The organism is Nostoc sp. FACHB-190, assembly GCF_014696905.1.
Lineage (GTDB): Bacteria > Cyanobacteriota > Cyanobacteriia > Cyanobacteriales > Nostocaceae > Nostoc_B.
The window spans coordinates 336,879-349,958 of the sequence record NZ_JACJQW010000001.1 but is presented as its reverse complement, the minus strand read 5'-3'; the positions used below and the strand labels follow the sequence as shown (position 1 = coordinate 349,958).

Annotated in this window: 13 protein-coding genes; all 13 read left to right on the top strand. The window is 36.7% G+C overall.

What is annotated here, in order from left to right:
* The first annotated feature begins 64 nt into the window (after positions 1 to 64).
* The 13 genes from H6G28_RS01660 to H6G28_RS01600 all read left to right on the top strand — a co-directional run bounded on the left by H6G28_RS01660 (position 65) and on the right by H6G28_RS01600 (position 13,039).
* Complete coding sequence (locus H6G28_RS01660) at positions 65 to 1,054, top strand: polysaccharide pyruvyl transferase family protein (RefSeq protein WP_190668484.1); 990 nt, start codon at positions 65 to 67, stop codon at positions 1,052 to 1,054.
* 36 nt (positions 1,055 to 1,090) lie between these two features.
* Positions 1,091 to 2,347, top strand: a complete 1,257-nt coding sequence (locus tag H6G28_RS01655; RefSeq protein WP_190668481.1) for a glycosyltransferase family 4 protein — start codon at positions 1,091 to 1,093, stop codon at positions 2,345 to 2,347.
* A gap of 51 nt (positions 2,348 to 2,398) precedes the next feature.
* Positions 2,399 to 3,103 (top strand): acyltransferase, encoded by a 705-nt coding sequence (locus tag H6G28_RS01650; protein ID WP_190668478.1) that lies wholly within the window; start codon positions 2,399 to 2,401, stop codon positions 3,101 to 3,103.
* 31 nt (positions 3,104 to 3,134) lie between these two features.
* Complete coding sequence (locus H6G28_RS01645) at positions 3,135 to 3,845, top strand: class I SAM-dependent methyltransferase (protein WP_190668475.1); 711 nt, start codon at positions 3,135 to 3,137, stop codon at positions 3,843 to 3,845.
* An 11-nt stretch (positions 3,846 to 3,856) separates the two neighbouring features.
* Positions 3,857 to 4,558: an acyltransferase family protein gene (locus H6G28_RS01640; RefSeq protein WP_190668472.1), complete on the top strand. Its 702-nt coding sequence runs from the start codon at positions 3,857 to 3,859 to the stop codon at positions 4,556 to 4,558.
* Positions 4,559 to 4,598: 40 nt separating this feature from the next.
* Positions 4,599 to 5,546: a glycosyltransferase gene (locus H6G28_RS01635; protein WP_190668468.1), complete on the top strand. Its 948-nt coding sequence runs from the start codon at positions 4,599 to 4,601 to the stop codon at positions 5,544 to 5,546.
* Between the two features lie 75 nt (positions 5,547 to 5,621).
* The gene (locus H6G28_RS01630) at positions 5,622 to 6,617 is read left to right on the top strand and encodes a glycosyl transferase (protein ID WP_190668466.1); all 996 of its coding nucleotides are present in this window, start codon (positions 5,622 to 5,624) and stop codon (positions 6,615 to 6,617) included.
* Between the two features lie 44 nt (positions 6,618 to 6,661).
* Positions 6,662 to 7,465: a glycosyltransferase gene (locus H6G28_RS01625; protein ID WP_190668464.1), complete on the top strand. Its 804-nt coding sequence runs from the start codon at positions 6,662 to 6,664 to the stop codon at positions 7,463 to 7,465.
* Between the two features lie 6 nt (positions 7,466 to 7,471).
* Entirely contained in the window at positions 7,472 to 8,488 is a 1,017-nt protein-coding gene (locus H6G28_RS01620) for a glycosyltransferase family 2 protein (protein ID WP_190668461.1), read from the top strand.
* Positions 8,489 to 8,554: 66 nt separating this feature from the next.
* Positions 8,555 to 9,841, top strand: a complete 1,287-nt coding sequence (locus H6G28_RS01615) for a glycosyltransferase family 4 protein (RefSeq protein WP_190668459.1) — start codon at positions 8,555 to 8,557, stop codon at positions 9,839 to 9,841.
* A complete protein-coding gene (locus tag H6G28_RS01610) occupies positions 9,838 to 11,064 on the top strand; it encodes a glycosyltransferase (RefSeq protein WP_190668456.1) in 1,227 nt (408 codons plus the stop codon). Before H6G28_RS01615 ends, H6G28_RS01610 begins: the two co-directional genes overlap by 4 nt.
* Positions 11,065 to 11,092: 28 nt before the next feature.
* Complete coding sequence (locus H6G28_RS01605; protein WP_190668453.1) at positions 11,093 to 12,151, top strand: exostosin domain-containing protein; 1,059 nt, start codon at positions 11,093 to 11,095, stop codon at positions 12,149 to 12,151.
* Between the two features lie 9 nt (positions 12,152 to 12,160).
* A complete protein-coding gene (locus H6G28_RS01600; RefSeq protein WP_190668450.1) occupies positions 12,161 to 13,039 on the top strand; it encodes an FkbM family methyltransferase in 879 nt (292 codons plus the stop codon).
* Positions 13,040 to 13,080 lie beyond the last annotated feature (41 nt).

The following is a 13,080-nucleotide window of genomic DNA, read 5'->3' as shown; positions in this document are numbered from 1 at the left end:
TTAAGATAAAAACTAAGACTTAAAATTAGTAAAAAAAATTTTATAAAAAGATTTTGTGATTTATATGAAAATTTGTTTATTTGATCCAGGGTTAGAAAATAATCAAGGTGTCCCAAGTGCCAATCTAGGAGACTTAATTATTCAAGAAGCTGTTAGTAGAGAGCTTCACAGCTTGTTCCCAAATGGAGAATTTATAAACATTGCAACTCATGAATTTCCTACAGTTGCTCATATCCTCGCAGCCACTAGTTGCCCACTAATTTTTGTTGGTGGGACAAATTTGTTGGGTTCTAGAATGGACTACTACAAGCAATGGAAGGTATCTCTACTACAAAAAATTATATTGAGAAAGGCAATTTTGCTCGGCGTTGGTTGGGAAAGATATCAAGTCAGACCAAATTTATACACCAGAACATCCCTACGTGCTGTACTCTCCAATCAACTAATACATTCTGTTCGGGATAAATATACTAAAGAGAAACTTGAATCGGCGGGTATCAATAACGTTATCAACACTGCCTGCCCAACGATGTGGCCGTTTATAGATATGGATTTTCAAAACATACCCACAAAAAAAGCGGAAAATGTACTGTTAATGCTAACTGATTATTCACAGTGTCCAGAATTAGATCAAAAACTGCTAGAACTAATAGCCGCTAAATATGAAAAAGTATTTGTATGGCCTCAAGGTAGAGGAGATAAAGAATACATATCAAATCTTGTTTCTAGTTTGGCTATACCAGTTGTCATGTTAGAACATTCCTACAGTTCATTTAAAGACTTCCTCAATTCTGGTGTTTCATTTGATTATATAGGTACAAGATTACACGGTGGGATTAAATGTCTTTTAGCAAAAAAACGAGCATTAATTATAGAAATAGACAGCAGAGCTAAGGAAATAGCCAAGGATACTAATCTACCTACCTGTGACCGTGAAGATTTTCCTAGAATTACTCAATGGATAGAAACAGCATCAAAAGTAGAAATTAAAATGCCTAAAGATGCAATCGATAAATGGAAATCTCAATTTTCTAAATTCACTAAAAATTACTAACTTTTAAAACCTACATACACCTAAATAGTAATGAATATGAAAATAGCGATTATTAGTTATGAGTATCCCCCAGATACAGCCTATGGCGGAATTGCAACATATATGTATCAGATTGCCAAAATGCTCACTCAACGAGGACATCTTGTAGAAGTATTCGCATGTAGTCCTTATAGAAGTGGAACTCATATAGAAGATGGTATTAAAATTCATCGGATTCTTGAAGAGAATCGTACGAACAGACGCAATTTTTCTGGTCGGATAGGTAAAGTATTTGCTGAACGCCATACAATAGTTCACTTTGATGTTGTTGAAGGAGCAGAAGCTGGCGCTCATACAAAAGGCTCTCTAGAAATAAATCCCGATATTCCACTTGTTATTAAGCTCCATACTCCAACTTTTATGATTGATGAAATCAATTATGTGGAGCCATCTTTACAGATGAAAATTCGCCGATTTTTTGGTGCATTGCGTCGAGGACAGAAACCAAAACCATTTTTTCACGAGCTTTATAATATAAATACCGACATTGAACGTTTACATACTTTAGAGGCTGATGAGATTACAACTCCATCAAAAGCTCTTGGTGAAAAATTAATTGCTGAGTGGCAACTACCTTCAGAAAAGGTTTTTCATATACCTAATCCTTATATCCCTAGTGAAGAACTGCTCAACATTCCGGTTGAAACTCAAACCGATGTAGTTACCTTTATTGGCAGATTAGAGCTTCGTAAAGGTGTTCTTGAACTTACTCAAGCAATTCCAAATATATTACAACAGTATCCAAAGGCAAAATTTCGTTTTGTTGGCGCACTATGGCCTTCACCTCAACCAGGCTTAGATATGCGGCGATACATAGAAAAGCAGTTAAAACGCTATAGTAATTCTCTAGAATTTACTGGGCCTATACCTCTTGATTCTATTCCTTCAATTTTAGCTACCACTGATGTTTGTGTTTTTCCTAGTCGTTGGGAAAATTTCCCGAATGTTTGTTTAGAAGCAATGGTAGCAGCTCGTGGTGTAGTAGGCAGTAACGCGGGTGGTATGTTTGATATGTTGGATTCGGGCAAAGCAGGATTACTAGTTCCTCCTCATGCACCTGACAAAATTGCTGAGGCGGTTGTTGAGTTGCTGAAAAATCCAAAATTACGTATGCAACTTGGAAGAGTAGCACGCGATCGCGTTCTTAGCGAGTATAACTTAGAACGAATTGGTGCTTTACAAGAAGCTAGTTACATTCGAGCAATTGAGAGAAGACAGGCTTTAGGAAAAAGGGTTGCTGATTATGCAGTGTAGCAACCAGTTTTATCGAAAAAATATTAATTAGTAAAAAAACTAGGATATTCCATGCCTCAAATTTTCAAAAATCTCAAAAGTCTACCTTACTTAAGAAAATTATTCTTTTTTTTTGTTTGTATTTTAAATCAGAATAAGAAAAGTATTATTGGTTCATCTAACAAAATTCATATTGATACACAAGGTACTTTTCCCAAACTGAAAAATGTAGTTATTAAAATTTATGGTAATGAAAACAACATAATAATAAAGCAAGGAGTTAAACTGTTAAATTCAAAAATTGAAATTCATGGAAGTTGCCATCAATTAATTATAGAAGATTATTGCCACATCCAAGGGAGCTATTTATGGATGGAAGATAATGATGGTTTATTAAAAATCGGTCGTGGAACAAGTTTTGAAAAAGAAGTCAAAATATGTGTAACTGAAGCCAATTCTCAGATTAATATCGGTGAAAACTGTATGTTGGCTTACGGTATTGTAATCAGAAGTGGAGATTCTCACTCAATCATAGATTTAGAATCAAACCAGCGCATCAATTATGCTGAAAATATAAATATAAATAATCATGTGTGGATTGGTACTAATGCCCAGGTGCTTAAGGGAAGCAACATAGGTAGTAATAGTATTATTGCTGCGGGAGCTATTGTTACTAAAAATATTCCTGAAAACTGTATAGCAGCAGGTGTACCAGCTAAAGTTAAAAAAGAAAAAGTAACTTGGGTTAGAGAAAAAATTATCAGAACGTTAAATTAGTTAATAAAATTTAAAACAAATAATATTACTTATGTTTTCAAAAAAACTCATTGAATTAAATTCTTCTAGATTTTATTTGGAAAAGTTTGTTAAAGAAGCAGCTGAATCTCTTCCAAGTAGAGCAATAGTCCTTGATGCTGGTGCTGGTAACTGCCCATATAAAAATTTATTTTCTCATGTTAAGTATGAAGCAGCAGATTTTTGTCAACTTGATACAGAATATGGAGCAATAGATTATGTATGTGATTTAACATCTATACCTGTTGATAACAATAAGTATGATTTAGTGATTTGCAATCAGGTTATAGAACATGTACCGGAACCAGAAGCTACTTTAAAAGAGTTATATAGAGTTTTAAAACCCGATGGTCAACTATGGCTGTCAGCACCTTTCTTTTATGAAGAACATGCTATTCCATATGATTTTTATAGATATACCCAATTTGGTCATAAATATTTATTTGAAAAAATTGGTTTTAAAGTAAAAAGGATAGAGCGACTTGAAGGGTATTATGGAACCTTAGCTTATCAATTAGAAACAGCATCTAAATCTCTTCCCACTAATCCAAAATTTTACGGCGGTGGTTTTTCTGGTCTAATTGGAACTAGCGTTGTCTTATTTTCTAGACCATTATTTAAAATTTTATCATTCATATTTTCGTGGTTAGATACCAAGCATAAAAATGTAGCTTCTGGATATTGCAAAAACTATGTAGTTGTTGCTGAAAAACCAAATACATAAAATTTATAATTATGAAAACCAACAAGATTAATACATCTCATATTAGTGAATTATCATATATGCCACAGTTGGATGCTTTAAGAGTATTTGCTGTTTTTTTTATAATGATTGCTCACTATGTTCCAGAAAATAACTTTTTTTATTACCTTTTTCCCTGGGGAGGAATAGGAGTTAGACTTTTCCTGGTTCTAAGTGGTTTTTTAGTAACTAGTATTTTATTACGTTATAAAAATCAAATTGAATTAGAAAATAAAAATTACTGGCTTATAATCAAAAAATTCTATTTGCGTCGAGTATTACGTATTATACCGATTTACTATATAACTATTGTTGTTGTAACAGTTTTTAATATTGATAATATTAGGCAACATTTATTTTGGCATCTTACCTATTTGTCTAACATTTATGTTTCACTACATGGCTGGATTGGATATGCTTCACATTTCTGGACATTAGCTGTGGAGATGCAATTCTATCTTATTTGGCCTTTTATTATATTATTTGCTAATAGAAAATATTTAAAAGAAATTATATTAATAACCATAATAATTGCTCCTATATCTCGTATGCTTTTTTCGCTTATAGGTGCTGATACTGCTGCAATAGCCTTTACTACGTCTAGTTTTGATGGTTTAGGATTTGGGGCTTTAATAGCATATTATAACTGGGAGTCTCCTATATCTCAAAAATCTCTAAGTAAACTTGGTAATTAATGTGCATAAGAAATTGTTGTCAGTATCAAGTATACATCTCATGAATAATCGAATTAGTTTAATAATTTGTACCCATAATCCTCGCAAAGATTATCTTGATAGAGTAATAAACTCCTTAAAAATTCAAACATTACCCATGACAGAATGGGAATTTCTACTAATAGATAATGCTAGCGATCGCACTTTAGCAAAAGAAATAGATATCACTTGGCATCCAAACGCTAGGCACATTAGAGAAGATAATCTTGGGTTAACAGCAGCTAGACTAAGAGCTTTTAAAGAAGCAAGTAACGAAATTTTGGTTTTTGTAGATGATGACAATGTTCTAGATGCCAATTACCTGAAAAATACATCTGAGATTGTACAGGGAAACCCTCATTTAGGCGCAATTGGAGGTAAATCATTACCTGAGTTTGAAATTGAACCAGAATCTTGGATTAACCAATTCTCAGTTTGTTTAGCACTGCGGAATCTTGGGGATGAACCATTGATTTATTTTGCGAAGAAAACAGATTGCTCGTCTGCTCAATATCCACCATTTGCACCTATTGGTGCTGGGTTAGTATTGCGACGAAAAGCGGCTCAAGTTTATGCACAAAATGTTTCTCAAGATAGTTCTAGATTGGCATTAGGACGAACAGGTAAACAGTTAATTTCCGGCGAAGATAATGATATTAACTTGACTATATTAGAAGCTGGTTGGGGAGTTGGTTACTTTCCGCAATTGCAACTGACTCATTTAATATCTGCAAATCGTTTAAGCAAAGATTATCTGGCGCGTCTCAACCGTGCTTCATCACGCTCTTGGGTTCAGGTTTTAGATGCTCATAACATTCGTCCTTGGCAGAAAATACCCAGTTGGACTGTTGTACCAAGAAAGCTAAAGGCATTTTTGAGCTATCAACCTTGGAAAAGTCCTGCTAATTACGTCAGTTGGCAAGGTGCTTGTGGAATTTTTGAAGGTTTAAGCACTTTATCAAGTCAGTAAGGTCATCAAACCTAAAGTTCTTGACTGTATTAAGCAATTAAATCATTTGATAGATAAATTTTACTTGGGGATTAAATGCTAATTTATAGTAGACTCGGTAACAACTTGCGCCAGTTTGCCAAAACATGGCGGTTAGGAGCGATCGCCTATAAATTATATTATGCTCCCAAGGGATTTGTGCAGAAAACCATGCACAGAGGTGCATTGAATATGGCAGTAGATCATTTGTCAAGCCTACAGATGGAAAAGGCTGCTTATGGTTTACCTCCAATTAAGACACAAAATTCACAACCGCCACTGGACATCTATTTTTTGACTGGGCGAAAGTTTTGGTATCAAACCTGCTTTTGTGCTTACTCTATGGCACAAAATACCAACCTGACCTTACGTCCAATTATTTATGATGATGGCTCTTTAGAAAAAAACTATCAAGACGAAATCATCAGGATTTTCCCCAATGCGAAAATCATTCTCAAGCCAGAAATTGAAGAATACATCAATCAATACCTACCTGAAAATAAATTTCCTTATCTGAGAGAACGCCGCCTAAATTATCCAAATATGCGGAAAGTGACAGATATTCATGTGGGTTCTACAGGTTGGAAACTGGTACTTGACTCAGATATGTTATTTTTCCGTACACCAGATTTTCTATTAAACTGGCTCAAATCTCCTCAACAGCCTTGCCACATGGTGGATGTAGAAACTTGCTATGGTTATTCTGACGCTTTAATGACTTCCCTAGCACAAGCAAAAATATCTGAGCGGTTAAATGTAGGAATCTGTGGGTTAAAAAGCGAAGATATTGATTGGGAAAAACTGGAATACTGGTGCAAAACAATGATTGAGCAACAAGGTACTCACTACTATCAAGAACAAGCACTTGTCGCTATGCTGATGGCTGGTAAAGCTTGTGCAATTGCACCATCTGAAGATTACATTGTTATGCCTAGTCGAGAGGAAGTGATTGAGCCTAAAGCTGTGTTACATCACTATGTTTCAGACTCAAAGCCTTGGTATTTCCGCTATGGCTGGAAGAATAGCTTCCATAAAATATTCTTAACACATTAAAGAGTAGTTCCAAACATACAATACTAAATCAAGAAATATAAATCATGCAAAAAAGTAACAAAATCATCCAAGGCTTATGGATAGGTGGAGAGCTTTCTACTATGGAGCAACTATCTATCGCCTCCTTTATAAAGTCTGGTCATGAATATCACTTATATATCTACAATGATGTTCAAAATATTCCTAAAGATACAGTAATTAAGGATGGCAATGAAATTTTACCATCTGAAATGATTTTTACATATCAATCAGGATGGGGAAAAGGAAGTTATGCGGGATTTGCTGACCTCTTTAGATATCACCTTTTAAGGAAAAGAGGTGGTTGGTGGGTAGATACTGATGTAATTTGTCTCAAGCCATTTGATTTTGAATCAGACTCAGTAATCTCTTCTAGTTATGAAGGTAAATGGGGAACTGTGGCTAATACTTGTGTGTTAAAGCTTCCCGAAAATGATTATTTAGCTAATAGTCTTTGTGAAATTAGTCAGCAGAAAGATTTGGGAAACATAGCTTATGGTGATATTGGCCCATTGCTATTACAAAAACTTGTAAGTGAACTGGATTATAAAAAACATTTGGTTTCTCACGAAGCATTTTGTCCAATCACATGGAGAGCCGTCAATAAAATAGTTTACTCTACTGAAAAAATGACAATGAAAAAAGCAGTTAAAGCAGTTAAAGATTTAATTAGGCCCATTATTTATCCCGAAACTAACCCAGGTAAGATTACTTCAAATAGTTACGCGGTTCATCTCTGGAATGAAATATGGCGGCAAAATAAGTTGGATAAAAATGCTAATTATGACAAAAACTGTTTATATGAACGCCTCAAGGCAAAATATTTATAATTATTTATGGAAAATAAACCTTTAGTTTCAATCTTAATACCTGCTTTCAATGTTGAAAAATGGCTAGCAGAAACTCTAGAATCTGCCTTACAGCAGACATGGCAAAACATAGAAATTATTGTTGTAGATGATGGCTCGAAGGATAATACCTTAGCAGTGGCTAAAAGTTTTGCTTCATCTAAGGTCAAAGTCATTAGTCAAGAAAATTCCGGACAAAGCGCCTCAGAAAATCGGGCTTTTCAAGAGGCTCAAGGAGAATTTATCGAATATTTAGATGCTGATGACTTGCTAGCACCTGACAAAATTGAGCGTCAAATACAGCTTTTAGGTGATAGTAATTCTGAGTTTGTCGCATCGGGAGAATGGGCAAGGTTTTACAAATCCCCGGAAGAAGCTTTATTTATTCCTCAACCTCTTTGGGTAGATATGTCACCTGTAGACTGGCTAATTTGCGCCTGGGAAGGACATTACATGATGCACGGTGCTGCTTGGTTAGTTCCACGTAAAATTGCCGAACAAGCAGGGTTATGGAATGAAAAGTTATCTCTCATCAACGATTTTGATTATTTCAGTCGCATTTTGCTAGCTAGTCAAGGAGTTAAGTTCTGTCCAGGAGCCAAAACTTATTATCGGTCGGGAAATACAAGCAGTCTAAGTGGTTCTAAATCTCGCAAAGCATGGGAATCTGCTTTTTTAGCTCTAGAACTTGGGACTAATAATCTTTTGTTAAAAGAAGACAGTCCACGTACACGCCATGCTTGTGCTACTGTTTTTCAACGCTTTATTTATGAGGTGTATCCTGATGTACCAGACCTACAAGATAAAGCAGCAGCCAAGGTTCAACATTTGGGTGGTTCTGATTTAACACCTTCAGGTGGGCCAATGTTTAAATTAATGTCTGGTTTTTTAGGCTGGAAATTGGCAAAAAAAGTGCAACAGCAAGTTTATAAATATGGTTATGCCAAAGCTGGTCTTGGTTGGAAACTCTCGAAATTAAAACAGAGAATTATTTTTAATCCTTAGAATAAATAATTCAATTTTTTATATACTTTCTTTGAAAAAATTATATATGAGTTTTATCTAAAATATATGCTGAAAACTAAATATTCTCAATCAGTCACCCTTTCACATCCTGCTCCTACTCCTTTTGTCCAACAGGTCGGTAGAGCGTTGTTTGAAACAAACCTTCTAAACCGATTTACCACCACAATTGTTTATAAACCGGATGCTCAATGGTTAAATTATCTTAATTCAGTAGCAAAGTTATTAAAAGTTGATTTAAGTAAACAGCTATCACGCCGTTCTGTTACGGAATTTCCTTTATCTCTAGTCAGAGATTATCCCTGGCATGAGGTCTTTCGTCTGTTAGTAGGTCGCTTAGATAAAGATAAAAGACTCACAGATGTGGTATTCCATTGGGGAAACAAGGGTTTTGACCAATGGGTGGCGCGTTCTGCTTTAGCAGGTGCTAAAGCTGTGTATAGTTACGAGACAGCTTGTGTGGAAACCTTTCAAGCTGCCAAAAAACATAACATAGCGTGTATTTATGATGTACCTGCGCCAGAACATGATTTTGTCACTCATCTTCTCAATGAAGAAATTGAAAATTATCCAGAACTGAATACTTCTTACTGGAAATATGTTCTGACCCTTCAAGAGCGTCGCACTCAATGGCGCAGGCAAGAATGGAATTTAGCTGATGTTGTGATTGCTAATTCCGAATTTACTAAGGCTTCCTATGCGGCGGCTGGTTTGGATGTAGAAAAAGTTCGAGTTGTACCTTATGGCGCACCGCCCATTACTACCGAGGTATCTGAGGGTAGTTCGGCAGCAGAGCCTCTGCGATTTTTCTGGGCTGGAACTTTCAGTATTCGCAAAGGCGCTCACTACCTATTAAAAGCTTGGAAAAAACTGCAACCAAATTCTCAAGCCCGTCTGGATGTGTTTGGTGCTTTGGAATTACCCAGTTCTTTGGTTCAGGACTTACCAAAAGAAATCAAAATTTCTGGAACTGTCCCCCGTTCTGAGCTTTATGAACTCTATCGCCAAGCTGATGTGCTGGTATTTCCGACTTTATGTGACGGCTTTGGCATGGTTGTGACTGAAGCATTTGCTCAGGGTTTACCAGTGATTACTACCAACCGGGCTGGTGCGGCTGATTTGGTAAAACATGGTGTTAACGGCTTGATTATTCCCGCCGGAGATGCTGATGCTTTAGCTGAGGCTTTGGACTGGTGTTTAACCCATAGACAGGAACTCAAAGCTATGCGAAAAGCGGCGCTAGAGACTGCTGCTAGTTGGCAGTGGTCTGATTATCGCCGCACTTTGATTGAAAAGATGTTGGATGGACTCAAGGCTGCTGGCTACACCCTATGAAACAGCAACGGATATGTCTAGTTAGTCCTGGTCACGTTGCTTCTAACCCACGATTGGTGAAAGAGGCGAATGCTTTGCATGAAGCTGGCTTTCAAGTCAGGGTGGTTGCTGGAGATTATATGGCAGCGATTCGCCCCTTAGACCAAACTATTTTGTCACAAGCTCCTTGGGCTTGGGTGCAGGTAGGATTAGGTTCTAGACCGAGTTACTTAGCGCGTAGGCTATGGCAAACTTTAGCCCGTCGTGTGACAAAAACTGGCTGGATTCCTGACATATCGATCGCTATTTGGGCGCATAGTACGGTCAGTTTTCAACTTGCTAAAGCGGCGGCGGCTGAACCAGCCGACCTTTACATAGCTCATAATTTAGCAGCACTCCCCGCAGCTGCCATAGCTGCTCAATATCACCATGCGCGATTGGGTTTTGATGCTGAGGATTTTCATGTGGGTGAGTTACCTGATACACCAGAGTATCAGGCGGAAATTGCGGTGCGCGATCGCATTGAACGCACTTTTTTACCCCGTTGTCATCACTTAACTGCTGCTTCACCAGGAATTGCTGCTGCTTATGCCGAACGCTATGGGGTAAATATGCAGCCAATTCTCAATGTATGTCCCTTGTCAGAAGCACCGACATCACCCTGTAAACCCCAAACCTCACAACCCTCGCTTTACTGGTTTTCCCAAACTATTGGCCCTGGTAGGGGACTGGAATCAATTATCCAGGCAATGGGGCAAATGCAGACCCCTGTACATCTGCATCTGCGTGGTCTTGTGGCTGCTGGATACGCACAACAGCTAAAGGAATTAGCGCAAAAGGTGGGTATTGGCGATCGCCTCCATTTGCTTCCGCCTGCACCCCCATCAGAAATGGTGCGCCTAGCTGCCCTTCATGACCTGGGCTTATGTTTAGAATTAAATCAACCCTTCAATCGAGCTATATGTTTGACAAACAAAATTTTTACATATCTTTTGGCAGGTTTACCCATACTTATGAGCAAAACACCTGCCCAAGAAGAAATTTATGAAGAATTAAAAGAAACAGCTTTATTAGTAAATATTCATGAACCAGCCGCCATAGCCATCGCTTTGGATCAGTGGTTTTCTAACCCAGTTAAATTGAAACTAGCTTGTGCTGAAGCTTGGAACTCAGGAAGAGAAATTTATAACTGGGACATAGAGAAACAAAAGTTTTTATTATTGATTAATCTTGCTTTTAAATAATTTATTTACTAGTTATATTGATTAAGTTATGAACCAAGAAAGTTTAATTAAATACTCAGAGGAATTTAAGCAAAAATTATCACGTCAGCCAGTAAAATCGAGATTACGTTTGCTCGCATTTAGTTTACAGCGTTTTATCAATAATTGGCGACTTCAGCAGCTTAATAAGTTACTGTCTGAGGATAATTATAAATCAATTGTTAGAGTACCCCCTTACCTACAAGAACCACCTTATAAATATCAAGGCTACCAAGGCCCTTGGATAGAAGACTTCTTTTACAAATACTGGATTAATAATAATATACATAGCCACTGTATTTATTTACCGATTTTGTTTGATAGTTTTTTCCTTCATAGTCAAGTACATAAATATACTCCTAAACAGTTTGAGTATATTTATACTCAAATACTACAAGTTTTAAAAGAATCTATACATCCCGATAAAATGTATTTTACCGTTTTAGGGATGTACGATTTTCCCATTTGGGACTGGCATAAATTCCCCAAAAATGTATTAGTCTTTAGTGCTGGTGGTGGTGGAGATATTCCTATTCCCTTGTTAAAAGGAAGCCCTTCATTTAAGTGTGATACTAAAGAAATATTGGTTTCTTTTATGGGCAGGTTAGGTGGAGCAAGTAATGCTGGCAATGTGCGGCAGCAAATGTATGAAGCTCTGAAAGATTTTGCTTACTTTGGGCAGGGTGCTAATTGGCGCAGCATCATGGAAAAATCAATATTTACCCTATGCCCACGCGGTTTGGGAAAAACTAGTTTTCGCTTGTATGAAGCAATTAGTGTCGGTTCGATTCCCATTTATATATGGGATGATATAGAATGGTTGCCCTATCAAGATATATTAGATTGGTCAGAAATTGGGATTAGTGTAAATATTAAAGACATCGATAAAATACCTGAATTAGTACAAGCCTATTCTCAGGAAGATATCTCCAGAAAACAGCAACGCATAGCAGAAATTTATGCAGATTTTTTTACTCTTGAAGCCGTATGTCGCAATATTTTACGTATGTTAAATAATTTCCATAATTTAACAGACATCCAAAAAATTACTAGCCAGCGTAAGGTGTAAATAATCATTATGGATTTAGTACAAAAATATAGTTGTAAAGTTCGTTTTGCTATGTCTAAACTGCCGTACTTCCCAGTGAAGTACCATTTGTCTACTGACCAAGCAAAATCAATACCAATTTTCTGGTCTAAAGTTATGCCCTTTTTCAATTCAGAAAAAGGATTATTTAACTTTGAGCTTTGGGGTTGGGATGTGCGTGAGCTACGCTTCCTGAATAAGTTCCTTTTACCAGGAATGGTTGTCTTTGATATAGGTGCTTATCACGGAATTTATTCAGTAATAGCAGGTAAACAAATATCACCTACAGGTCAGGTTTATACATTTGAACCAACACCATCTCACTATCGTCGAATCAAGCAGCATCTTTGGTTAAATAAAATTGACAATGTTGTAGTTGAGCAACTAGCTTTAAGTAACTCAGACGGCACAACAGAGTTTCATATTCCCGTGAGTGGAGTCATGACTGTTGGCAGTTTAAAACCTTCATTATCTAGTAGAGGCAAACTCAAAGCAATTAAGGTAGAGACAAAAAGATTAGATACCTATGTAGAAAAACAAGGAATAGAAAAAATTGACATCATGAAGGTTGATGTGGAAGGTGCAGAAATGCTTTTTCTCGAAGGAGCTAGCCACACAATAAAACGTTTCCAACCTTTATTAATTTTAGAAGCAATTGATGTTTCTTGTGAGCCTTGGGGTTACAAAGCATCTGAACTGCTATCTAAAGTTAAGCAAGACTATGATTACGTTTTTTATGAGTTTGATGAGCAAGGCTATCTTAGTCTTCATACCATTCGTGAAACTTACCCAGCAGTGAGTAATTCCAATTTCTTGGCAGTGCCACGCCTCAAGGTCGATTTTGTCACACCTTTCTTAGCTAAAATATAGATAGAAACTTATCTTATGACATATTGGAATCCACAATATAA

Coding starts and splice junctions, on each gene's coding strand:
- H6G28_RS01660 (WP_190668484.1), top strand. CDS start 65: ATGAAAATTTGTTTATTTGATCCAGGGTTAGAAAATAATCAAGGTGTC.
- H6G28_RS01655 (WP_190668481.1), top strand. CDS start 1,091: ATGAAAATAGCGATTATTAGTTATGAGTATCCCCCAGATACAGCCTAT.
- H6G28_RS01650 (WP_190668478.1), top strand. CDS start 2,399: ATGCCTCAAATTTTCAAAAATCTCAAAAGTCTACCTTACTTAAGAAAA.
- H6G28_RS01645 (WP_190668475.1), top strand. CDS start 3,135: ATGTTTTCAAAAAAACTCATTGAATTAAATTCTTCTAGATTTTATTTG.
- H6G28_RS01640 (WP_190668472.1), top strand. CDS start 3,857: ATGAAAACCAACAAGATTAATACATCTCATATTAGTGAATTATCATAT.
- H6G28_RS01635 (WP_190668468.1), top strand. CDS start 4,599: ATGAATAATCGAATTAGTTTAATAATTTGTACCCATAATCCTCGCAAA.
- H6G28_RS01630 (WP_190668466.1), top strand. CDS start 5,622: ATGCTAATTTATAGTAGACTCGGTAACAACTTGCGCCAGTTTGCCAAA.
- H6G28_RS01625 (WP_190668464.1), top strand. CDS start 6,662: ATGCAAAAAAGTAACAAAATCATCCAAGGCTTATGGATAGGTGGAGAG.
- H6G28_RS01620 (WP_190668461.1), top strand. CDS start 7,472: ATGGAAAATAAACCTTTAGTTTCAATCTTAATACCTGCTTTCAATGTT.
- H6G28_RS01615 (WP_190668459.1), top strand. CDS start 8,555: ATGCTGAAAACTAAATATTCTCAATCAGTCACCCTTTCACATCCTGCT.
- H6G28_RS01610 (WP_190668456.1), top strand. CDS start 9,838: ATGAAACAGCAACGGATATGTCTAGTTAGTCCTGGTCACGTTGCTTCT.
- H6G28_RS01605 (WP_190668453.1), top strand. CDS start 11,093: ATGAACCAAGAAAGTTTAATTAAATACTCAGAGGAATTTAAGCAAAAA.
- H6G28_RS01600 (WP_190668450.1), top strand. CDS start 12,161: ATGGATTTAGTACAAAAATATAGTTGTAAAGTTCGTTTTGCTATGTCT.